18 protein-coding genes are annotated in these 23,625 nt (G+C 41.0%); 12 read left to right on the forward strand and 6 right to left on the reverse strand.

Features of this window, described 5'->3' with window-relative positions; translation table 11 throughout:
- Nucleotides 1–4 precede the first annotated feature (4 nt).
- Nucleotides 5–916, reverse strand: a complete 912-nt coding sequence (locus tag ADU22_RS13200) for a DMT family transporter (RefSeq protein WP_053364566.1) — start codon at nucleotides 914–916, stop codon at nucleotides 5–7.
- A 384-nt stretch (nucleotides 917–1,300) separates the two neighbouring features.
- On the opposite strand from ADU22_RS13200, the gene ADU22_RS13205 reads away from it, so the two are divergent.
- Both ADU22_RS13205 and ADU22_RS13210 read left to right on the forward strand, forming a co-directional pair.
- On the forward strand, nucleotides 1,301–2,050 hold the full coding sequence (locus ADU22_RS13205; protein WP_053362568.1) for a DUF6904 family protein: 750 nt from the start codon (nucleotides 1,301–1,303) through the stop codon (nucleotides 2,048–2,050).
- A 369-nt stretch (nucleotides 2,051–2,419) separates the two neighbouring features.
- Nucleotides 2,420–3,187 carry a DUF4230 domain-containing protein gene (locus tag ADU22_RS13210; RefSeq protein ID WP_231687881.1) on the forward strand — a complete coding sequence of 256 codons (768 nt, stop codon included), beginning with the start codon at nucleotides 2,420–2,422 and terminating at the stop codon, nucleotides 3,185–3,187.
- A 182-nt stretch (nucleotides 3,188–3,369) separates the two neighbouring features.
- Here the strand turns inward: ADU22_RS13210 and putP are convergent, their stop codons facing one another.
- Nucleotides 3,370–4,833 carry a sodium/proline symporter PutP gene (putP, locus tag ADU22_RS13215; RefSeq protein ID WP_053362569.1) on the reverse strand — a complete coding sequence of 488 codons (1,464 nt, stop codon included), beginning with the start codon at nucleotides 4,831–4,833 and terminating at the stop codon, nucleotides 3,370–3,372.
- A gap of 667 nt (nucleotides 4,834–5,500) precedes the next feature.
- On the opposite strand from putP, the gene ADU22_RS13220 reads away from it, so the two are divergent.
- The 7 genes from ADU22_RS13220 (at nucleotide 5,501) to hcp (ending at nucleotide 13,744) form a co-directional block, all read left to right on the forward strand.
- The gene (locus tag ADU22_RS13220; protein ID WP_053362570.1) at nucleotides 5,501–7,705 is read left to right on the forward strand and encodes an McrB family protein; all 2,205 of its coding nucleotides are present in this window, start codon (nucleotides 5,501–5,503) and stop codon (nucleotides 7,703–7,705) included.
- Nucleotides 7,702–8,958, forward strand: coding sequence for an McrC family protein (locus ADU22_RS13225; RefSeq protein ID WP_069187985.1), 1,257 nt, complete (start codon nucleotides 7,702–7,704; stop codon nucleotides 8,956–8,958). The genes ADU22_RS13220 and ADU22_RS13225 overlap by 4 nt, the downstream gene beginning before the upstream one ends.
- Nucleotides 8,955–9,365, forward strand: a complete 411-nt coding sequence (locus ADU22_RS13230; protein ID WP_053362572.1) for a hypothetical protein — start codon at nucleotides 8,955–8,957, stop codon at nucleotides 9,363–9,365. The genes ADU22_RS13225 and ADU22_RS13230 overlap by 4 nt, the downstream gene beginning before the upstream one ends.
- 310 nt (nucleotides 9,366–9,675) lie before the next feature.
- Nucleotides 9,676–10,467 (forward strand): hypothetical protein, encoded by a 792-nt coding sequence (locus ADU22_RS13235; protein ID WP_053362573.1) that lies wholly within the window; start codon nucleotides 9,676–9,678, stop codon nucleotides 10,465–10,467.
- Nucleotides 10,468–10,967: 500 nt separating this feature from the next.
- Nucleotides 10,968–11,504, forward strand: coding sequence for a hypothetical protein (locus tag ADU22_RS13245; protein ID WP_053362575.1), 537 nt, complete (start codon nucleotides 10,968–10,970; stop codon nucleotides 11,502–11,504).
- Complete coding sequence (locus ADU22_RS13250) at nucleotides 11,492–11,758, forward strand: hypothetical protein (RefSeq protein ID WP_231687882.1); 267 nt, start codon at nucleotides 11,492–11,494, stop codon at nucleotides 11,756–11,758. The genes ADU22_RS13245 and ADU22_RS13250 overlap by 13 nt, the downstream gene beginning before the upstream one ends.
- Before the next feature lie 333 nt (nucleotides 11,759–12,091).
- Nucleotides 12,092–13,744: a hydroxylamine reductase gene (gene hcp / locus ADU22_RS13255; protein ID WP_502688763.1), complete on the forward strand. Its 1,653-nt coding sequence runs from the start codon at nucleotides 12,092–12,094 to the stop codon at nucleotides 13,742–13,744.
- A 132-nt stretch (nucleotides 13,745–13,876) separates the two neighbouring features.
- Here hcp and ADU22_RS13260 read toward each other — a convergent pair whose 3' ends face one another.
- Nucleotides 13,877–14,095 carry a hypothetical protein gene (locus ADU22_RS13260; RefSeq protein ID WP_053362577.1) on the reverse strand — a complete coding sequence of 73 codons (219 nt, stop codon included), beginning with the start codon at nucleotides 14,093–14,095 and terminating at the stop codon, nucleotides 13,877–13,879.
- Between the two features lie 519 nt (nucleotides 14,096–14,614).
- On the opposite strand from ADU22_RS13260, the gene ADU22_RS13265 reads away from it, so the two are divergent.
- Nucleotides 14,615–15,955: a transposase gene (locus ADU22_RS13265; protein ID WP_231687883.1), complete on the forward strand. Its 1,341-nt coding sequence runs from the start codon at nucleotides 14,615–14,617 to the stop codon at nucleotides 15,953–15,955.
- An 870-nt stretch (nucleotides 15,956–16,825) separates the two neighbouring features.
- Here ADU22_RS13265 and ADU22_RS13270 read toward each other — a convergent pair.
- The 3 genes from ADU22_RS13270 to ADU22_RS13280 all read right to left on the reverse strand — a co-directional run bounded on the left by ADU22_RS13270 (nucleotide 16,826) and on the right by ADU22_RS13280 (nucleotide 19,823).
- Nucleotides 16,826–18,181, reverse strand: coding sequence for an MFS transporter (locus ADU22_RS13270; RefSeq protein ID WP_053362578.1), 1,356 nt, complete (start codon nucleotides 18,179–18,181; stop codon nucleotides 16,826–16,828).
- A 93-nt stretch (nucleotides 18,182–18,274) separates the two neighbouring features.
- Entirely contained in the window at nucleotides 18,275–18,568 is a 294-nt protein-coding gene (locus ADU22_RS13275) for a Dabb family protein (protein WP_053362579.1), read from the reverse strand.
- A gap of 10 nt (nucleotides 18,569–18,578) precedes the next feature.
- Complete coding sequence (locus ADU22_RS13280; protein WP_231687884.1) at nucleotides 18,579–19,823, reverse strand: flavin-dependent oxidoreductase; 1,245 nt, start codon at nucleotides 19,821–19,823, stop codon at nucleotides 18,579–18,581.
- 285 nt (nucleotides 19,824–20,108) lie between these two features.
- On the opposite strand from ADU22_RS13280, the gene ADU22_RS13285 reads away from it, so the two are divergent.
- Nucleotides 20,109–21,059 (forward strand): ATP-grasp domain-containing protein, encoded by a 951-nt coding sequence (locus tag ADU22_RS13285; protein WP_053362581.1) that lies wholly within the window; start codon nucleotides 20,109–20,111, stop codon nucleotides 21,057–21,059.
- Between the two features lie 726 nt (nucleotides 21,060–21,785).
- Nucleotides 21,786–22,946 (forward strand): iron-containing alcohol dehydrogenase, encoded by a 1,161-nt coding sequence (locus ADU22_RS13295; protein WP_053362583.1) that lies wholly within the window; start codon nucleotides 21,786–21,788, stop codon nucleotides 22,944–22,946.
- The last annotated feature ends 679 nt before the right edge of the window (nucleotides 22,947–23,625 follow it).

Here is a 23,625-nt window from a genome sequence, read left to right on the forward strand (position 1 = left end):
CTTATCACTTCCTGGCCAGGAACCTGAATAACAAGGGCAGGTGGCGTCCGTTGACAATCATGACTCCTATAATAATTATGATGCCGCCGACGGCACTTATGAGGAAAATTTTTTCATGTAGAAGGATAATCGCGGCAAGGAACGTGACGAGCGGTTCAAGGTACAGGAACACCGACACCCTTGAAGCATCCAGTACTTCGAGGGCCTTTCCCCAGTACCAGTAGCCGACACCCGAGACAAAGACAGCAAGGAAGGCCAGATGTGCCCATTCCGAACTGTCGAGCAGGGGCAGTGATTCCCAACCTCTGTTCCTCAGAATGAACGGGAGCGTGAGCAGGAAGCCGACTACGCTCATGTAAAAAGTAACCACGAGAGCGGGAATAGGGATGTTCAATTTTTTTAATAAGATCGAATAAACAGCCCAGTTCAACGTGCTTAGAATCATCAGTGAGAAACCGAGGTTCATTGAAAAATCAAAAGACTGTCCGCTTCTGGTGGTTGTCACCAGCATGACTCCGACCACGGCCACAATCATCCCGGCAGCCCTGGTCAGGTTCATTTTTTCATGAAGAAAAAGAATGGAGAGGATGACAGTGAAAATCGGCGAAAGGGAAATCAGCCAACCGGCAGAGGAGGCATCGATCGTCAGCAGCGCGGTTGATTGGACGACCTGGTGGATGAAGACGCCAAGTATGCCTAATACGATAAGGTGTGGCACATACTGGAGAGAGATGGCCAGCTTGCGGCCGCTCAGCATCAGAATGACGAGCAGGAACAACGCAGCAATCCCAAAACGAAGGACCACCAGCGTAAAAGGATCCATTTTTACAAGCAGAGCCTTCGTCGACACAAACGAAACGCCCCAAAAGCTAATAGCTAGAATAGCGTAAATAGAAGCAATCACTTTCGATCTCATTGGCACGCGGTCCTTTCCAGGGTTTTCACGGGAACGGTTCTCACGACAACCTTCCTAATACGCACTATCGCTGAGGTTTTGTTAGTTTGAGCGAGACTGTCCCTATCATAACTATGCCTGTCCATCGTGAAAAATGTTTTGATGGTGTTAAACCTCAATAATAAATGGAGACACAAGGAAGTGAGGTGGGGGAGATGAATTGGTTCGTCTTAACATCTGCTGTGTCACAAGATTTATTGTGGCTGTAAAGAAAAAAACATTCTTACAACATGAATATAGTGTTGGAAAAAGAAGAGGCACCATGATATTGTTAGAAGTAAACGCTTTGGAAACCTAGGGGATACATACACATAAATCGAAATTCATATTAGCAGGAGTAACGAAATGATATATTTGGAAAACACGGCCAATAACGCCGGGGTGATAGTTTATGGTGATCAATTTGATTTTAATGGTTTATATAACTCATTGCATACCATTGTAGGGGATGAGGATGAATGGATATCCTTTGAAGGCCCTCGCCTTCGTGTACTTGGTGTTTGCTACGACATTCGTCATGCGATGATGGGGGGACGTGGAATCGAGTTTGTTGATAATGGCCTGGATCAGGGCATGATGAGGAACCATGGAATTATCACAAATGAAAAAAATGTTTACCTTTCGTTTCAGGTATTATGGCCGGAGCTCCTGTTTGTCGCAATGGCGCTGAATGACTTTATAAAGCTTTATGCAAAAAAGCAAGCCAACAAAAGTTACAACCCTGAGCTGGACTTCCGTAATATGTGGAATCCAGCGATTGCAGCAGTAAGAGGGTTTCAGGCTGCAATTGCTAATTGCATTCAGGAGACCGTCCCGGCCACATCATTCACACGAGTAATGAAGTTGATGAATAAAGAGTATACCTGGTTTGATGGATATATCACCCAGTACCTGGATGAATTGAATATCAAATTCCTAGAGATGGACAAGGAAAAGCGCCTGAAAAACATTACAATCATAGCCAAACGCATAGCTGAGCAAGGTCTGGACTATAAAGAAATCAAGCTTGCTGTTGAAGAAGCTGCCAGAAAATATAACTGCCATGTGACCAATATCAAAACTGACTTAGAATACCCGGACGAGATTGACTGGTAGAAAATGATTAGATAGATTTTTCCGATGGACTATCCGCTTAGGATAGTCTTTTTTGCATATCCAGGCTTTTTATAAATAATGTCATCTTTTTGGAAATAAATTTACATTACTTGATAAAAATTTCTCTCTTTCTACATTCATACGAGAAAGAGTATGATATATTTACAGTTGTAATAAATTTGATTTTTTGGGAATCGGAGGGGAGTAGAAGATACCAAGAATTGATATAAACATACGTATAAATAGGTAGAATTTGAACGGAACAGGTGTTTATTTGCTATAAGGAATGGATGAAAATGAAAACGCCTTGAAATATATTAATATATTGAGAGAAAGAGATGAGCATCTAAAGGATAGGCACAGTAAAGAATGAAAGGTGAAGAAATGGCTACAAATAGAGGGATTTTAGAAGAAAAAGACGAAAGAATTGCACAGCTAGAAAGAGAATTAAAAGAAGTTATGGAAGGGCCTCGGCAAACAGCCGCAGCTATTGCGGTAGATTATAATTCAAGATCTTATTCCCCACCGAAAGGTATTTTTAAATCTTTTAAATCTGTTGGAACAAAGATTATATTGGGCATCCTTGTTGCAACCATCTTTTTAGCAGTCATCTTTGGTTTTTTTGAAGGAAAGATATTCAAAAAAGAGTCTATTACGTTTGTTGAACACGTTCAAGAGCTATCCACATTGGCAACAGCTGAAGCACATATAAAGGCAGTTATTCACGAAGAGGATAGTAAGAATTTCTTGAACATTAATCTGCCAGGAACAAAGCGAGAACTACTATTAGTAGTACCTGCGACGGTTATTGCTGGTGTTGATTTAAAAGGGGTCACTTCTGAGGACATGGTTATTAATAAAGAAACAAGTGAGATAGATATTGCCCTGCCTCATGCAGAGTTCATCCAGGAACCAGCACTACAGATGGATAAAGTAAAAGCCGTTGACAATGGTGGACTTTTCCGTAGTGATATTAAAATGGATGAGGGGTTTGAGAAAGCCGCTGAGGCACAGGAGCAGATTCGCCAAGAGGCCAACTCATTGGGTTTGCTAGAAACTGCAGAGAAAAATGCAGAGAAAGTGTTAACGGAATTTTTTAAGAATATTGGTTATAAGGTAAATGTGACGTTTAAATAATAGGAAGGCCTGCCTATAAAAAGCTTGGGACAGGCTTTTTTTATAAAAATGCTCATTTCTTGCCGAATGATAAATATTGACTTGAACGGGTGTTTTTAAAGAACATTAAGAATTTGTGCACATAAATCAATAACCAAAAGAACATCCCAAAATGTGAAGGGATGTTCTTTTGCTTGAAATACTTAGAGCATGGATTTAAATTTATCAAATTCCTCCTGGATCTCTTTGCTTGGGGCTTTATCCACCAAACTAACGACGATGATGGATATCGTAGCAAATAGGAACCCTGGTGCTAGTTCGTATAAGTCGAAAAGACCGCCTTTTAACTGAGCCCAAACAATAACGGTTATGGCACCAACCAAGATCCCGGCGAGGGCACCGTTTCTTGTCATCCGTTTCCAGAATAGACTTAAGATAATAACAGGTCCGAAGGCTGCTCCAAAGCCAGCCCAAGCATAACTGACCAGTTCCAATACTTTACTTTCAGGGTTGTAGCCAAGGAGAATAGCAATCAAAGCTATCCCAAAGACAGCAATTCTGCCAACAATCATTTCTTCCTTTTGGGAAGCGTCTTTTCTAAAGATAGCTTTGTAGAAATCGTTAGCTAAGGCACTTGAAGAAACAAGCAACTGAGAGTCAACGGTACTCATGATTGCTGAGAGAATGGCTGCTAATAAAAATCCTGCTACCCATGGGTTAAATAACACTTGCGAAAACATAATAAATACAGTTTCAGAGTTTTTTAGTGGTGCATCGGCAAAATAGGCAATACCTGCGAAACCGACAAATACTGCACCAAATAAGGACACAATCATCCAAACCATTCCGATTAAGCGAGCTTTTGGAATTTCCTTTGTCGATTTGATTCCCATGAAACGAACGAGTACGTGAGGCTGGCCAAAATAACCTAGACCCCAAGCTAATAAAGATATGACACCAATTGCGGTTGTACCAGAGTAAACATTTAGATAGGAAGAATCAATACTCCCGACCTGTTGAACGGTTTCACTCCATCCGCCAAGCTCCTGAATGGCAACAACCGGTATAATGATCAAGGCTAGGAACATGAGAATGCCTTGAATGAAATCAGTCCAACTTGCTGCTAGAAATCCTCCGAAAAGTGTATAGGATAGAATGACAGCTGCCCCAACCCATAATGCAACTGTATAATCCATTCCGAATGAATTTTCTAGTAATATAGCTCCACCAACAAGACTTGAAGATGTATAGAATGTGAAGAATACAAGAATTACAATAGCGGAGATTACCCGGAGAACTTTAGAATGATCCCGAAATCTGTTTTCAAAAAAATCAGGGACGGTAATCGAATCATTTGAAACCTCTGTATAGACCCTCAACGGTTTAGCGACAAATTGCCAGTTTAGATAAGCGCCAAGGGACAATCCAATAGGCAGCCAAATCTCGCTCATTCCTCCTAAATACATAGCACCGGGGAGACCGAGCATTAACCAGCCGCTCATATCAGACGATCCAGCACTTAAAGCTGCTACTCCACCGCCTAGTCTTCTTCCGCCAAGAACATAATCTGTTAAGTCACTAGTCTTTCTTGCAGCAATAATCCCTACAAGCATCATTCCGGCTAAATAAATAATAATTGAAATTAACGTGGGTATGTTGATATCCATGTTTGTTTAATCCTCTCCTGTTTCCGTAAAATAAGTAATAATCGACAACAATATCAGCAAAGGCATTGGAATTAATAGCCACATCCAGGTTGCTGTTGTTAAGTCCACATCGTCACCTCCTTATATGGGTTAAGACCATACAGTTCCACCCAATATAAATTGTGTATGCAAGTACATACAAATTCATGATAGCTTTTCATTTCACGCAATGAAGCTAAAGTAGAACAAACACGTTTATTATCATAACATAAATTAATAATAATAGTAGTCTAAAAATTACAAAAATATAAAGATAATGAATTTTTATGCATTAAAAAGCATTAAAACTACATTTTTTCTCGTTATAGATAATATCTATTCATTGAAATTCATAAAATTAAAATTGTTCAACACTTCACAATATGCTTTTCTGCTTTCAACAAATTGGTTAAGTAAATATGCACTTGCTGACATTTTTAGCAGGTACTTTTAATACCTTGCCCTTTTAGGGAAACGGTCAACTATCAACATGCGATAAAATAAAAACATAAGATGATTCACGATGTAAGGCAGGTTTGTGAACATGTGGAGGTAATAACAGGGCAGTAAGTCTTCAAAAACCATTATAATGGATGTGATCGATTTATTTGCCCGGATTTTACATAAGAATTGGATGGTGTCTAGACTAATGGATAACTTGGTACAAGCAGCACACGAATTTACCCTGGATGAAGAATACATAACAGCGAGCGAAAGCAGGAGACAGGAATTCATTGCCCGGTTTCCATTGGAATCCTTGCCCACAATGACGGTGGAGGAGTATGCGAATACGTCCACAAAGGATGCGTTTATTTATTGGCTGGAATTTAAGGAGATTCTTGGCGGAATTGGGGGCGGCAATGCCTCCAAGTTTGGGATTTACCGCAGCGGCAATGGAGAATATTGCATGGGAGCGGCGTCTAAAAAGAAGGAGCTTTCAGGAGAAGAACTTGAGGCCGAATTCAGCAAGCTGAGGGAGCAGATTGTCACGAACCTTAGGCTTGCCGAAGAGGACAGAATTGAGGAACTTCAGTATACCAATCTAAAAATGTGGCCAATGGTCATGCTGAAGATTTTAAATATCTATTACCCGGAGAAATTCTTCAATGTCTATGCAAGAAAGGTCCTGGACCCTCTTGCGGAAGACTTGCAGCTGCCGGAGGAACTCTTGAAGGCAAGGCCGCGGAATTATATCCTGATTCAGTCTTTGGAGTATAAAAGACTGAAAGAGATGGAGCCTTTCAGAGATTGGGACTATGTAAAAATCAGTGAGTTCATCTGGAAGCGCTATGGGGAGAAAAAGCAGCTGAGCCACTGGCTGATTGAGCACCGATATGAAGACCGGGATTACCTTTCCTATTTTACCGAGAGAAATGTCATCTCCCTTCCTGTCTTTAAACAAGACTTGTCAGGACACCTAGCCAGCGATGACCTCGGCGGGATATTAAAAGAAGTGAAAGATGAGAAGGAAAGAGATGCACTTGAAGCTTTTTTCAGTATGGAAAAAGATGAAGTGGTTGGCGTGAAAACGACGTATTCCGAGAAACTCGAGGACGGCACACTCACTTATGTTCTGAAGATCGCCGCAATCGGAAGGCTCAAGAGCCGAGCCCTGGATGGGTATGAATTTGATGAATTATTGGGTCATACACTCCCGGTTGAGTGGATCGAGCAGGGAGAGCGGCTGCTTCCGGGTTACGGCGGATTCCGCGACAAAATCCATCAGATTACCAAGAAGCGCGATATCAAGAAAATGTTCAATGGTGAGAAAACGGCAGGGAGTGTTGAGCCTGAAGCGGAAACGCCTTTAATTGAAAACGAATTTACCGGGCCGTTGAACGTCATTTTCTTTGGTCCGCCTGGAACGGGTAAAACATACAACATTGCAAATCGTGTGGTAGAAATAATCGAAGATACGACGGCAGACGTGGACGTCAAAAAACGATTCAAGGACCTTCAAACTGAAGGCCAGGTTCAGTTTGTCACTTTCCATCAAAGCTTCTCCTATGAGGATTTCATTGAGGGCCTTCGTTCCGATGGAAAGGGCGGTTTCAAGCCGAAGGATGGCACATTGAAGCGGCTTGCGATTGAGGCGCTATACGAAGGAGTGAAGAAGACCGAAAGTCACGAAAAATATGTTCATAGAAAGCAGGAAGTGTTAAAGGCCCTTAGTGGAAAGGAACAGTTTGATTTTTCTTCCGCTCCCCGGTATGTCCTGGTAATCGATGAGATCAACCGGGCCAATATTTCCAAGGTTTTCGGCGAACTGATCACGTTGCTTGAAGATGACAAGCGCCTGACGAAAGAGAATGAAACGATGCTGCAGCTTCCATACACGAGAGACTTCCTGGCACTGCCGCCAAACCTCCATATTATTGGAACCATGAATACAGCGGACCGGTCGATTTCGCTGCTGGACACGGCCCTTCGCCGCCGGTTCGCGTTTGAAGAGATGATGCCAAAGCCGTCCTTGCTGCAGCCAATCGAAAATATCGACCTGCCTGCATTGCTGGATATCATCAATAAAAGGATTGAAGTGCTTTACGACCACGACCATACGATCGGACATGCCTATTTCATGAGTGCGGAAACGGAAGAGGATGTCTATCAGATACTTCTCACGAAAGTTGTGCCTCTGCTTCAGGAGTATTTTTATGACGACTGGGAAAAGATTGGCCTCGTTCTTGGCGGTATTGGGGCTTCAGAGGATGATGCATGCATTGTTTACCAGGAGGAAATAAACGTCAGCAGGCTCTTTAAGGATTCATACCTGCTTGCGTCCCTCGACTTGCCGGTCAAATACCGGATTAAGAAAAACATCAAACTTCGTGATGTGCAAAGGATTTATGAATGATGAAAAGTGTAAGCATCCGGGAGGCCTATGACTGGCTGCATCTTGGGAAACCTATCAATCAGCCTGAATGGGACGAACTGCTCCAATTTCTGCAAAAGAAGTATATCTCTTTTGCAGAAATTGGCTACGGAAAAATCAGGTTCACAAACCTAGTTGGCGTGATCCAGCTGTCAACGGTGCGGATTGAAATTTTACCGAAGCTGATCATCCACGATGAATCGGAACAGAAAAACAGGGAAGCACTGTTGAACATGTTGAGCATTACCCGCACTCTGCCTGTGAGCCTCCATGAAGCGACGACAAGCAAACTGGCAAGAGCAGACCTGGTGCATATCTTCGCGGAAATTTATATCCAGCTGCTGATCAAGGAGCTTCGACGGGGTGTTTATAAGGAGTACAAGCTAAGGCAAGAGAACAGTTCTTCATTAAAAGGGCGGTTTTTGCTGCACGAACATGTACGAAAGAATGCTTTCCTGCCAATCAAGGCGTACTGTGAATATGATGAAATACAGGAGGATGTACTCCTCAACCGGATTTTAAAAGCAGCATTGAAGCTGGTATTCCCGTACCTCTCAAAAAGCTCCCTGAAAACGGAATCCTTGTTTATTATGGATATGCTCTCCAATGTGTCCGATGCTCATGTTCTTAAAAAGGATTTGGAGGCTGTCCAGTTCAACCGCCAGAGTCGGCGGTTTGAGCATGTTTTTAAAGTGGCAAAAATGATTCTTGCCAATGAGATGATGACGTCCAAGTACAGCAACAGCCACAGCTTTGCCTTTCTGTTTGAGATGAATGTCCTGTTTGAATCGTATATTGAAAGGGCGTTCCGATTCCTTGCCTCGGGACAAGGTGTCCAGATACATGCCCAGCATGATGAAAAGCGGCTCCTCGTGAACGTCCATTCCGGGCAGGAAAACATCAAACTCAAACCAGACTTTGTCATCGACGGCACCGATTTTCAGATGATTGTCGATACAAAATGGAAAAACATCCTGCGGGAGGGACGGGTCCTTTACCAACAGGCCGACTTGTACCAGATGTATGCGTATGTTACTTCCTATGAGGAAGCCGAGAAAACAGTCCTTCTTTACCCACGTACAGAGGAGGGATATCTTCCAAAATGGCAGGTCCCGGGAAAGCAGAAATACATTGAAATCCAGACAGTAAGACTATCATCCTTTATGGAAACCGTAGAGGATTTAAGGGAATTGATTGCTTTGGCAAATCAAGAAGAAAAGGAGTGGCGTGCGTGAAAGGGTATTTGAAGATTTCCGTCCACACTGAAATCTATCGTGTAAATGAGCTTATGGAAGAAGGCTGGGAGCTAATCGATACATGCAAAGTCAACTTTCCTAATGGAAGCGAAGGAGTCGAGTACCACATGGGACTTCCCGCTGAAACAAGGATTAGGCAGCTTAAGCAAATCATTAGGGCGTATGAAAAATACGGCTTCAAACATGACCTGGTGTTTCAGATGTCGGAATCCTATCGCGACGATCTTTTAAGCTACACCACCGAAGGCGGCCTTCCCATGTCGGACACCCCGCTTACCTCTTTTTTGAAGATGTATGAAAAGGTGGTTAATGATCAGAAGGTGCAGTACTACATAAAAGAGAAGCATCCATATGATGATCCGGAATTGGATGAGATTGATATTTGAAACTAAGAACCTTGCATTGTTTTGATGCGAGGTTTTTTTGACCAGGTATACCGCCCTTTACTTTATTATCATAGAACTAATCAAATGCCTTCGGTTATTCGTGTGTTAAAGTCTTTTGTTTTAGACAATTTTATGGACCTTTCTCCTAGTAAACCGTGGTAATATTATACTGTACAACTACGCGCAGATTTTACTATTTTTTCTATTTAAAAATAGTATGTCTTAACCTGAAAGCACCCATTCAGATTAGTGCCTATAAATTGGGCAGTCCATACAATAAAGTTTGTAAAAATAATAGGGAGAAAAAAATATGCCAGAATTTAGAGTTAATAAGAAGCAATCATTGAAGAAAAGAATTGTTATTACCATTGTTTTTGCCTTGCTTTGTGCCGCCGTTGGCTCAGCAGGAACATATATGTTCTTGGAAGGTGGAGAAGAAAAAGTAGTAAAAGCAACAACAGCAATAGAAGGTGAGGTCATCATAGAAAATATCGCATACAATAAGGTGCGAGAAATCAGCAAACATTTCGGATATGAGGATGTCCAAGACTTCAATTACACCGAAGATGATACTTATGAATTTTTAAAAAATCAAGATGATGATATTTGGCTTGAAACAACAGGCAAAAAATTCGGAAAGTATCTTTTCGGAAAAGAATACAACATTCATTTGTTTGGTTATTTTATGCTTGGTTATGATTTGAAAAATATCAAAAAAGAAGACTTTTATTTTGATGAAAAATCCAAGATTTTACACATTAAAGTACCAGCATTAGAATTAGCTTATATCCCTATGTTTGACAAGAGTTATTTTGATAGTTTTGTAGGATTATTTAGAAAAGAATACACTGAGAGTTACCGAAAATTGATTTATGAAGATGCGATAAATCAAGGTATCCAAGCTATCCTTGATGATGAAAGCAAAGTTCTTGAAGGTTATAAATCAACAAATGATTCTCTTAAAGAAATATTATTCGGCAAACCAGAGTTAAAAAAATATGTGAAAGATATTGTTTTTGAAAAGTCTGATCAAGAATCAACTATTAGAGTTGAAAAAACTAGAGAAGCGGTTCTTGGTGAAAAAGAGGAAACTCAAAAATAAAATTGATTGAGCGCTGCCTGTCACTCCGAGATGTGTCCAATGCACATAAATCTCAGGTTGTGACAGGCATTTTTTTTACGCGTCCGATTGTTTTCGTCTCTTTTAATGGGGAGATAATCAAAAATGAGTAAATATAATACGAGTACTAGTATTATATTTACATTTAATGCTGGTAAGTGTCATTATAATGCTGGTAAGACGCCATTTAATGCTGGTAAGAGCAGAGATAATGCGAGTACTGGGATTATAATAACCAATTTAATGCTGGTAAGAGGAGAGATAATACGAGTACTGGGATTATTGAAGCGAATTCGATACGAGTATTAGCATATATAGCTCAATAGATGCTGGTATATTTGCCAAATTACCGATGCCTGTCACATCCCTATAGGACAAGATAAGTGACTCCAGAATCGCTTCCCAAATATCAGAACCTTGTAACCTATGATTGTCTAAATTTTGGTATAATAAAAATATAAATATAGAAAGAGAATAAATCGATGTTATATAATACCAGGACACAACAATTCGTAGAATGTTATTACCGTAGAGTGGGTACAGAAGAAGTAAAGGAGTATGTTCCTCCTCGTTGGGTGTTCGATTTTCAAAAAGACTTTGATGAAGAATTTGAGGTATTTATACTAGAAACAAAAGAATACCCAGGGTCTGCCCAAGGCGTCATCTCACTTAAAATATATAAGAATGAGTTTAGAGTTTATCTAAAATCCGCAGAGGCTTCTGCTGTAAATAAACTTTATAGGCTTGGTTTAGAGAGGAATGGACTTAACGACTTTAGAATATATAAAGGTGTAGGGGCCAATCTAGTTGCCTTTGCTTGTCAGTATAGTTTAGAAAATAACTGTGATGGTTACGTTAATTTAATCTCTAAGACTGAAACGGTTAGTTTTTACACATCAGAAGAGCTTGGTGGTAAACCACTTTCAAGGGGTAGTCAGACCATAATTTTTAACGAAGAAGCTGGTACAAATTTAGCAAGAAAATATTTTCCGGGAGGTGCAATACAGTGGGTAGAATAGCACGATATTTATCTCCTCTAAAAGTTTTGAAGTATCCACAACCTGGAGACACTGGTAAAGAGGTGAGGGATGCCATGCTTGAGGAATTCGATAAGTTCGATAAACACTTTCCTGATGGTGTCTTTGTTGAACCAAAGGAAACAAAAGAACCTAAAGTTCGGTTTAGAGCATTATCCAAATATTGCGCTGAACATGGAAAAGATCCTGAAGACTTAACAGACGAAGAACGAGAACAATTTATTATCCATGAATAAATAAAAACAAGAAAAGGTATAGTAGTTAGTTTTTGAAATAACAAGAAATTAATTATCGCGCCGATGTTTACAATTGATTTTTAGGAGTGAGAGACCATTTTATATTATGGTCTTTTTTATTTCTAATAAAAAACCAAATAGATCTTATATATTGAATGCCTTGCTTCATTCAAAGTGATCTTTGCTTCTAATTTTGACAATCAAATGAACATGCCTATAACCGTGAGATATATCACACCTACTTCCTCTGATAGTTGTTAAAGTTTAGTTAGTTAATCATTGAAAAGTGTAGAGCTGACTAATTATAAAAAGGCAGGAGATAGAGAAATGAGTATGTTTTGTTATCAATGTCAGGAAACAGCTAATGGAACAGGGTGTACGGTTGCTGGGATTTGTGGGAAAAAAGATGACTTAGCGAATATGCAGGATTTACTGATTTACGTCGTAAAGGGAATTGCGATAGCGAATACTGAAGCTAGAGAACTAGGATTGAAGAATGATGAAGCAGATAAGTTTATTGTAAATAGTCTTTTTATGACCATCACAAATGCCAACTGGGATAAAAATGACTTTTTTAATAAAGTGAGAACAGGTCTAGGCATTCGTGAAGAAATCAAGTCATCGATTCAAGAAACTGGATCACAATTATCGAACAGCAGTGATTTTGTTACTTGGTATGGAGAGTCCGATTTTGAGTTTGAAACGAAAGCAGCTTCCCAAGAGGTAAGCATTCTTGCAACAAGAGATGAAGATATTCGCTCCTTAAGAGAATTGATTACTTATGGGTTAAAAGGATTAGCTGCCTACCTGAAACATGCTGAACATTTAGGTTATACAGAGGACAGTCTTTATGCGTTTATGCAAAAAACATTGGCGCAGATCACAGATGATACTCTTTCACTGGAGGACTTGATTGCCCTTTCCATGGAAGTTGGAAAATTTGGCGTTCATGGGATGGAGTTATTGGATACCGCCAACACTTCCACTTATGGACATCCGGAAGTGACGAAAGTAAACATCAGTGTTGGGAAAAACCCGGGAATTTTAATTAGCGGACATGACCTAAAAGATATCGAGCAATTATTGAAACAAACCGAGGGCACTGGTGTGGATGTTTATACACATAGTGAAATGCTCGTTGCTAATTATTATCCAGCATTTAAAAAGTATGACCACTTTGTTGGGAACTATGGAAATGCCTGGTGGGAACAAAAACGTGAATTTGAAAGCTTTAATGGCCCAATTTTAATGACAACAAACTGTATTGTACCACCAAAAGCTTCTTACAAAGACCGGATGTATACAACTGGAGCAACAGGAGTAGAAGGGGTTACGTATATCGCGGAGAACGAGGATGGAACGAAGGATTTCTCAGTGATCATTGAGCATGCGAAACAATGTGAGCCTCCTACTGAAATTGAGAATGGTGAAATCATTGGCGGATTTGCCCATAATCAAGTGGCTCAAGTGGCCGACCAGGTAGTCGACGCTGTGAAGAATGGAGATATTAAACGCTTCTTTGTTATGGCAGGGTGTGATGGACGCCATAAGAGCAGAACGTATTATAAAGAGTTTGCGGAGGAGCTTTCTAACGATACCATCATCCTCACAGCTGGCTGCGCGAAATATCGCTACAATAAGCTTGATCTGGGTGATATCAACGGAATTCCAAGAGTGCTTGATGCCGGCCAATGCAATGACTCTTACTCACTTGTGATGACCGCATTAAAACTAAAGGACGCCCTTGGCTTGGAAAGCATTAACGATCTGCCATTGTCTTATAATATCGCATGGTATGAGCAAAAGGCAGTCATTGTATTCTTATCCCTGCTCTATCTGGGTGTGAAAAACATTCACGTAGGTCCTACACTGCCAGCCTTCCTTTCACCAAATGTAACAAACTTCCTGGTAGAAAACTTCGGAGTAGGAAGCATTACGAATACAACAGACGATATCGATATGTTTATGGGTGCCGTAACCAACTAGGGGACAAGGGGACAGGCCCCTTGTCCCAGGATTCCGTCACTAGAAACGAGCCCTAAATCGACGCACGAAGTTGCTATAATCGCCCAAAAAAGACTAGGGAGGGATCCTTAGTCTTTTTTTATGTGAGCCTGCTTATTTCGCTTTGTGGGTCTTTACCAAAATACCATATAAAACAATCCCCATTAAGGTGCCGTAGAACAGATAAAAAACAGCGAAGCTATAAGGTATCATCAAGCCAATAAGGAAAGTTACTATTAATCCTAAAATGACTTTCTTACTCCATTCATAGACCAGATATCCTAAATAACCACTTAACCCACCCGTAATAGATATCAATAAAATTGCAAGCATAGGCATAACCACCGTAAATGTTGCCAAATTTTAAAAATGGAATTGTATAAATTTGGGATATGTTTTTTATCTTACCGTATGGGCTTTTAAATAAATAGACTTGGCTGAAAAATTTTCACCTTGAGTCCATTTGTAATACAAACGAGTTTATTGAGAATGGTAGAATGATAAACTGAAATTTAAATAATTTTGCTACAACCGAAATTAGGAACTACATAAAATAGAAAAAAGTAACCGCCCGGCTCCCTACTAAAGGGAAAGGCGGTTACTTTTTTCATTCCACTTATATATGTTAGTCAACCGTACTTCTGGTGTCATGCAGTTCTGTGACTGAGCGTAACAGGGATCGGTCAATTTTTATATTACAGAACTTCCGAACAAGAAAGCCCACCTCCTTTAGGGGTGGGATGATCGTGAGGTCGAACAAGGTATGTCTTCTGACCTATCAATTGTTCGACTTTTTGCTTTGCGAATGTATGTTCGTTTTGGTAAAATAGGTATATAGGGGAGGTGAATCCTTTGGCTAGAGCAAAAACTCCAAGTTATGTTTTAACGCTGAAACTAAATATAGAACCATTCCAAAAACACAAGTTGGCCAAGAGGTTCGAAATAGCAAGGAACATGTATAATGCTTGCTTGGGAGAACTATATAAAAGATACAAAACACTTAAGCAGTCGAAAAGATATAAAAGTATTTGTAAAATGGAAAAGGGAAAACAAAGAAACAAGCTCTTCTCAGCTTTGAATAAGGAGTTCGGTTTAGCCGAGTATTCACTACATGAATTTGTTAGACCTATGCAACATCATTTTAAACATTATATAGACGCATTCACTAGCCAAAAAATCGCTACAAGAGCCTTTAGGGCTTTTGAAAAATTAATGTATAAGCAAGGAAAAAAGATTCGATTTAAAAGGGATGGTGAAATATATTCTGTCGAAGGCAAATCGAATGCAACCGGCATTCGATATAAAGACGGCAATGTCGTCTGGAACGGGATGGTCCTTCGAACAGTCGTAAAGAAGAAGGATGCCTATGCTCACCTGGCCTTAAAAGATAAAGTAAAGTTTGTAAGGATCAAAAGAGAATGGCTCAAGAATAAATGGGTCTACTACACACAATTGATTCTAGAAGGTGTACCTCCCATTAAGTACGATTCAGGAGGAGTAAAAGACAGGAAGCCTATTGAAAAAAGAGTGGGGATCGACATAGGAACATCGACTGTGGCCATTTGCTCTGAAAGCAAAGTCATCTTAACCGAACTGGCACCAAGCGTTGTGGATTTAGGGAAGAAGATAAGAAAGATTCAAAGAGCCATGGACCGAAGCAAAAGAACGTCAAATCCGTTAAAGTTCAAGAAAGACGGAACCATTAATCCTAACAACAAAGATAAGTGGACATTTTCAAAACGGTATCTCAAAAAGAAATACCAACTAAAAGAATGTCAAAGGTTTAATAAGGTAAAGCGAAAACAGGATCACGAAATGCTTTCAAATCTTATTCTTTCTCTTGGCTCCGATATTTTTGTAGAAACTATGAGCTTTAAAGGCCTTCAAAGAAGAAATAAAGAAACAACGGTCAATAAGCAAGGCAAATTCAATAAAAAGAAAAGATTCGGAAGAACCATTAGCCAGCACGCACCTTCCATGTTCCTGGATATATTAAATCGAAAGCTCGGATATATGGGCAAAGAACTGAAAAAGGTAAATACACATCGTATCAAAGCAAGCCAGTACAATCATTTCACTAATACTTACCATAAGAAGAGCCTTCATCAAAGGTGGAATGACTTTGGCTTTTGCAGAATTCAACGTGATTTATACTCCGCATTCCTGCTAATGAATTGCAAGGATAGTTTGTAAGAGTTAGACCAAGTATTATGTGACCAAACGTTTGAACACTTCAAGTCGCTGCATGATACAGAGATCCAAAGGTTAAAAATAAAAGGGAAAACACCCATCAGTATGGGGGTATAAACGATACACTCGGTTTAGGTACGAGCCGAAACAATCGCGAATAGAAACAATGGTTTCTTTGATTGTAGAAGTCTAATTGAACATACATCAGTTCCTATATGTTGTAACTCGAAGAGAAAGGAAGCTTTAAGTGAGAGTATGGGAGAAGTGTATAAGTAAATTAGAACCCCACTCCTTTAGGGGTGGGAGTATCAGCTGTCTCATGTGTATATTGGGTGCAAAAGTAGTGCCGATTAAGTACACGCCGGGAATCTTTATGGGGTGCTTTGCCACGTTTGCAGCGAATGGCGACTGGTTCACTCTGTTGCTATCTTTATGATGTGGGGGCGTTCTCGGATTCTCATGTACTAAACTTGGAGAAATTTTTTCTTTTTGGGGTCAGAGGTTTTTACCAAAACATGACAAAATGGTAACGAATAAGGTGAAGCCTTGAAGATAGAGAAAGGGGGACAAGCCAGTGGGGTCTGAACCCCGCTTGCTGTCCCCTGAGTTTCTCGAGGTTTGTAGATTCCAAATTTAATCCATTTTACTATTATCGAATTTTCACTATATAAAATAAAAAAAGTAACCACCCTACTCCCGACTAAAGGTAAAAGGGTGGTTACTTTTTTTATTCCAGCTTATATTTTTTTAGGTCAGCCGTACTTCTTGCGGCATGTAGTTGTGTGACTGAGCGTGACATCGCTTGATAACGGTTATTTTTACCTATGTTTTACAAGAAAGAATTTTATAAAAGTTTAATAATTTTTGTCTCATCTATCCAACTTTGTTCTGATTGTCCGCAACTGCTGGATCGGCGCTTTCATTCCGGTAATGGGCATGCTTTTCTTGCACGAACAAAATGGCGATTCCCCCTAGGACCGCGGCCAGGGCGATGAAGCTGAAGTTGAGCTGCGGAGTCAGGTTCATCGTTAACAGGATGCCGACGAAGGTCGGGGCGAAAATTCCGCCAATCCGTCCGAAGGCCATCGCTGCTCCGACTCCAGTGGAACGCATCGAAGGCGGGTAATATTGAGACACGAAGGCGTTGCTTATATTTTGGACCCCGACCGAAGCGGCGCCAATCATGCCAATCAACAGATAAGCAAGGAAAACATTTTGAGTCAGGCCAATAAAGGAAAGAGCAATCGCCCCTAAAAAGTAAAGCGGGACCATCACTTTTTTAAAGCCCCATTTATCAGTTAACCGTCCAAATACGATGGTTCCGACAATGGCACCGACATTCAAAAAGGCTACAAAGACCAAGCTGGAGCCAAGACTATATCCAGCTTCAATCATTAATTTTGGCAGCCACGTATTCATCGCATAGATAAGGACAAAGCAGGAGAAACACGAGATCCAGAACATAATGGTGCTAAGCGCACGTCCTTTTTCAAACAGTTTTACAAGGGGAGAGCCAGGCTCCATTGCTGCCGGTTTTTCAAATGTTACGCTCCTGCCAAGCTTTAGTGCAGGATTCAATTTGTTAAGGATGTTTTTTGTTTCTTCTTCTCTTCCTTTTGATAAAAGAAAATTGGCAGACTCCGGCAGGCTTTTTGCAATGAATGGAACAAGCAATAAAGGCAATCCGCCAATTAAAAAAATCGGTTTCCACCCCATTACAGGCAGGATCGATTTGCTTAAAAGGGCAGCGGCAATCGCTCCGATGGAATAACCGCAGAAAATGAAGGAAACCATTGCCGCTCTAATCTTTTTCGGAGCATACTCCGTTGATAGTGCAATCACATTTGGCATGACACCGCCAAGGCCAAGCCCGGCGATGACCCGAAAGATCGTAAATATAACCGGTCCCGCTGCAAAAGCAGAAAGCGCAGTGAAAAGGCTGAAAATAACGGTACATACGATGATGACTCTTTTTCGTCCCAGCCGATCCGCCAATAGTCCAAAAATAACCGCACCAATGGCTGTTCCAGCCGCTGTGTAACTCCCAATCGCCCCGGCTGTGACAGGGGAGATGCCCCACTCTTCCATTAGAGACGGAACCACGCTTCCATAGATGACCACATCGTAGCCGTCCATTAAAATGATAAAAAAGCACCAAAAAATGATTGAAAAATGGAAAGAGCCAAATTTGCTGTTATCAATGGTTTGACCTGCTTGTACTACATTCATTTTATCCCACCCCTAGGTATATGGTGCAAAAGTGCATAAATGCTAAAACGCCGCAACGCGTTTACGCACTAAAGTTATAACATAAAAAAATGGCTAAATTTCAAAATCAACAATGATGCTGTCTTCTAGGCCAATTTCCTTTAAATAGGCGACAATTTCCTGGTGTGCAGGATGTGGGCCATAGTTTTCCAATGCGTCCCGATCCTGAAAGCGGACGGTCAATCCGACCTCATAGCCCTGGCTTCTGGCTGAAAAATTAAAGCCCTGGTTGATATCGATGATTCCCGGAATTTTTTCTTTCAGCAGAAGGGTTCTGGAGATTAATTCTTCCTTCTGTTCCTGTGTTGTATCTAGTGAAAATTTTATCAAGACAATATGTTCAATCAATTGGGCACCTCTATTTCTGATTCAGTGATTCGCGGTCGAAACCGGCAATCTTCTTGTATTTGTTGGCAATATCCTCTAGCTCCTGACGGGAAATGACCTCATCCAGGTTTTCAAAGCCGTTCGGTGCCCGCTCTTCGACAATCTGCATGACAACTTCAGGTCCATTTTTCCGATTCGTATAAACAATGTTAGCTGTCGGCTCAAGCCTTGCTTGTTCGTAAGCTTTTAAAACCTGTTCCGCACCTGATTGTTTTAAAATCTCTTCCCCTAATGCATCGGCATCAAGGATGGCCTGTGATGCACCGTTTGATCCGATTGGATACATGGGGTGAGCCGCATCTCCCAGTAAGGTTACCCGGCCATAGGTCCATTGTGTTAGCGGGTCACGGTCCACCATTGGGAATTCATAAACCGCCTCTGTTTGTTCAATGAGCTGTGGGACATTGAGCCAGCCAAAATTCCAGTTCGCAAAAGCAGGGGCAAACTTATTTTTATCAATTTCCTTATTCCAGTCTGCCCGGGAAGGCATGTCTTCAATGGTCAGTTCGGCAATCCAGTTGATCAGTGACGTTCCGTTTGCGGCTGCATCTGGACAAACAGGGTAGGCAACAAATTTTTGATCCTGAAATCCAGCCATAATCATGGATTTTCCCGTTAGGAAAGGAGTCGATTCGGTGATTCCCCGCCATAAAATCCGGCCACTGTATTTTGGCAAACCTTCATTAGGATAGTAGAATTTACGAACAGTCGAATGAATCCCATCGGCTGCAATCAAGACATCTGCTGAATAAGATCCAATATGTTCCCCCGTTTTTTTATTTTCAAAATGGGCCAGTACGGAATCATCATCCTGTTGAAAGGAGAGGAGATGGTGGCCCGTCAACACCGCGTCTTCGCCAAGCTGTTCCTTAACCGTCTTTAGCAGCAGCATTTGCAGACGTCCCCGGTGGATCGAATATTGCGGCCAGCGGTAACCGGCATGTACTCCACGGTCCTCCTGCCAAATTTGGCTGCCAAATTTGTTTACATAAATGAGCTCTCTTGTTGGCAAGCCCGTTTTTCTAAGCTCGTCCGACAAACCAAGCTCCGTTAACACTCTTACGGCATGGGGCAGCAGATTGATTCCAACCCCGAGCGCTTTAATGGTTTCTACACTTTCAAAGACACGCACTGACACGCCAACGCGGTGAAGTTTGAGAGCAGTCACAAGCCCGCCAATTCCACCGCCAACGATCATGGCTGATTTAATAGACAAAACCCATCCCTCCATATGTGAACATTTTCTAACAATTCAACGTATTTAAAAATTATCCCACAAATATGAGAACCTGTCACGACCCGTTTTTCGGGCTTCTGTGGAGACAGAGGTTTCTTGTCTCTGCTGATCGCATTTTTGCCTATAAAGAGGTAGACTAGATTTATTGCTTCTTCAATTTTTTTCTCAGTTGAAGGAAATGGAGCGTTTTGCAAGAGATGTCATGCCAATCGTTGAGACTAAGCGTACGCAAAGAATAGAAAAATAAGAAATGGAGTGGCAACGATGAGTAAAATATATGTAATCCATGAAAATGACGAGTGGACACAGCATTTAGTGAAACGATTAGAGGAACTGGAACTTCCTTATGAATTATGGCATTTGGACCAAGGGATTGTTGACTTATCTGCTGAGCCGCCAGAAGGGATCTTTTATAGTCGGATGAGTGCATCCTCTCATACGCGCAATCATCGATATGCACCAGAACTTACAAGTGCCGTGCTTGCTTGGCTTGAAGCACACGGAAGAAAAGTGTTTAACGGATCTCGCGCTCTGCAATTAGAAGTGAGTAAAGTTCAGCAATATCTCGAGTTAAATCGTTTTGGCGTGAAAACTCCAAAAACGGTCGCAGCTGTTGGGAAAGACCAAATTCGGGAAGCGGCAGCAAAATTTGAAGGCACGCCGTTTATCACGAAACATAACCGGGCTGGAAAAGGATTAGGAGTACAATTATTTTATTCATTAGAGGCCTTAAATGAGTACTTGGATGGATCAACATTTGAAGAACCAGTTGATGGCATCACTTTAGTTCAGGAATACATTCAAGCTCCAGAGCCCTTTATCACTCGTTGTGAATTTGTAGGTGGAAAGTTTGTTTATGCCGTAAAAGTCGATACGTCAGAAGGCTTTGAACTATGTCCCGCAGACGCATGCCAAATCGGTGACTTATTCTGCCCTGTAGGCGAGGAAGCTCCAACGAAACCAAAGTTCGAGATTATTGAACACTTCGCAGATCCAATTCTACAAAAATATGAACAGGTATTAGCTGCAAATGGTATTCAAATTGCAGGCATTGAATTCATTCGCAACCAGGCTGGAGAAATTTTCACTTATGACATTAACACGAACACGAATTATAACTCTGATGCTGAGGAAGCCTCACAAAAATTCGGTATGCTAGAGCTAGCGAGGTTTTTAGGAAGCGAGCTGGAAAAGTTAGCTGGAGTTTCAGTATAAGGGAAGCATAATCAGTTAGGGAAAAACGGAGTTCCAAAGTATTGGAGCTCCGTTTTTCTGTTCTTTATTTGTTTTTGTCCCTGTCTTTATCGGATTAATCTATTTTGGTGGGCCTAATAGCCAAAAATGAGTTCATTTCTATGAATATAATACTAGTACCAGCATTAAATAAATATTTAATGCTGGTGAGTGTCATTATAATGCTGGTTAGACGCGATTTAATGCCGGTAAGAGCAGAGATAATGCGAGTACTGGGATTATATAATGCTGGTAAGAGCAGAGATAATGCGAGTACTAGAATTATAGAGCAACTTAATACAAGTACTAGCATTATAGCCTACCAAAGGCACCGGGACATATAATCCCGGTGCCTGCCCAAATCCCTGTGTCTGCCAAAATCAAATCCCCGTACCAATCACAACCCGACATTTGTCAATATGGTCCCTGCCACACCCCAAGAGTGTCGAGTACACTATAAATCCCGGAGGGTGACAGGGACTTTTTTTGGGGAAGGCAAAAAGGAATCTGGTAGAATATGTCGAAATTATAAGAGGATGGACAGTTAGAGGTGTAAAGCCGGATTCACCTGCTCTTGTCGGTATTATAGGTACGAACGAAGGATGTCTTTATGCACCAGTTTTATAACAATTGGATGAGTCGGACTAAAAGCCACAGGTTTTTTATTATTTAGTTTGACGATTAAAAATACCGCGAGGAGAATGTTTTATGGATTTTAATTTTTACATACCCACTAGCATTAAAACAGGTAGAGGGATTTCAAAAAGTGTAAGCGGATTCCTCCGCTCGCTGGGACACAACAAGGTTTTCTTGGTAACCGATAAAGGCGTTAGAAACGCTGGTATTCTCCAGTCTATTGAAAGCTCCTTACAGGAAGCAGACGTTTCCTATGAAATCTTCGATGAAGTTATTCCTAATCCTAGCGCAGAAAATATTATGCTCGGTGTTCAGAAATTAAAGGCTTATAACCCTGACAGTGTTTTAGCAGTCGGCGGCGGAAGCAGTATCGATACAGCAAAAGGAATTGCCATTATGGCAACTAACCCTGGTGATATCCTGGATTATGAGGGAGTTGGAAAGGTACCCAATCCTGGCCTTACATTAACAGTTATCCCTACGACTTCAGGAACAGGAAGTGAAGTTACAGCATCAACTATTGTTACAAATACAACGACCCAATTCAAAGCAGCTGTCATTAGTCCATTTCTTTTTCCAACCTATGCCTTTCTGGATGCGGAGTTGACTATTAATCTGCCAAGTCATATTACCGCAGCCACAGGAATGGACGCCCTGACACATGCCATTGAATCGTATACATCCAAGTCAACAAATCCAGCAAGTGAAGCATTTGCCCTTTATGCAATTGAAATGATTGGAAAAAACATTGAAAAAGCTTATTTCGTTGGGACCGATATCTCCAGCCGCGAGAATATGCTTGTGGCTTCCATGCTAGCTGGCGCCGCGTTTTCCCAGTCACGGCTAGGAAATGTACATGCTATTTCCCATACCCTTGGTGGCGTGTTTAATATTGCTCATGGAATAGCCAATGCCACTTTATTGCCTTTTGTCATGAAATACAATTTGCCAGCTTGTCCAGAGAAAATGGCCAATATTGCCAAAGCTTTAGGTGAAGATATCCATGGATTATCAGTTAAAGAAGCAGCAGAGTTAGCCATTGAGGCGGTTAAACGATTAAATAAAAGTTTAGGAATCCCGTCCAATATCAAGGACTTAGGCGTCAGTTTAGATGTGCTGCCCAAATTGGTAGAAGACTCGATGCGAAGCGGCAATGTGTTAATCAACCCAAGGCTGACCACGGCAGACGATATTAAGGGCATCATTGAAAATGCCTATAACGGCATTCTATAAAAGAGTGTTAAGAGGTGAGGGAACGTTCTAAATTGTTTAAAATCCAGAGTCCGGCGATCCGGGCTCATTTTTTATCTCCAGACATCCCGGCTCTCTCTCATTATTAACTAAACAATGAAAGGGAGTGATCATGATGAAATCGTTGATAGGGAAACGTCATTCTGTATGCACCAATAACCTGGTACTGTAAAAGGTTTTGGTCCTAGATGAGTTTTCTCTAGCGGCAAAATGGGAGATTTTATATATCGTTCTTTTTCTTCCCTCACTAAACATATATCCCAATAAGATATGGTACAGCACTTGCACTTCGCTGATACTAAAAAATGGTAACTGGCACCATCCATCTAAGAGGTGGTCAATGATTAGAAAGGAGAGTACTACAGAAGAGGAAACAATCAGGCTTTGATTGAGATTGATATATTTGAAACTAAGAACCTTGCATGTTCTGATACGAGGTTTTTGTGGGGAAAGGTAGATGTGCCTGTCACAAAACCGAGATGTACGGGTTGTGACAGGCACTTTTATAAGACATTGGACTGCTTTTGTCGCTGCCTATACCGGTTTTGGTGGGTTTAATAATCAAAAATGAGTTAATTTCTATAAATATAATACAAGTACTAGGATTAAAAATAAATATAATGCTGGTAAAGTGCAATATAATGCTGGTTAGACGCGATTT

The sequence above is a fragment of the Bacillus sp. FJAT-27251 genome (assembly GCF_001273925.1).
Lineage (GTDB): Bacteria > Bacillota > Bacilli > Bacillales > Cytobacillaceae > Mesobacillus_B.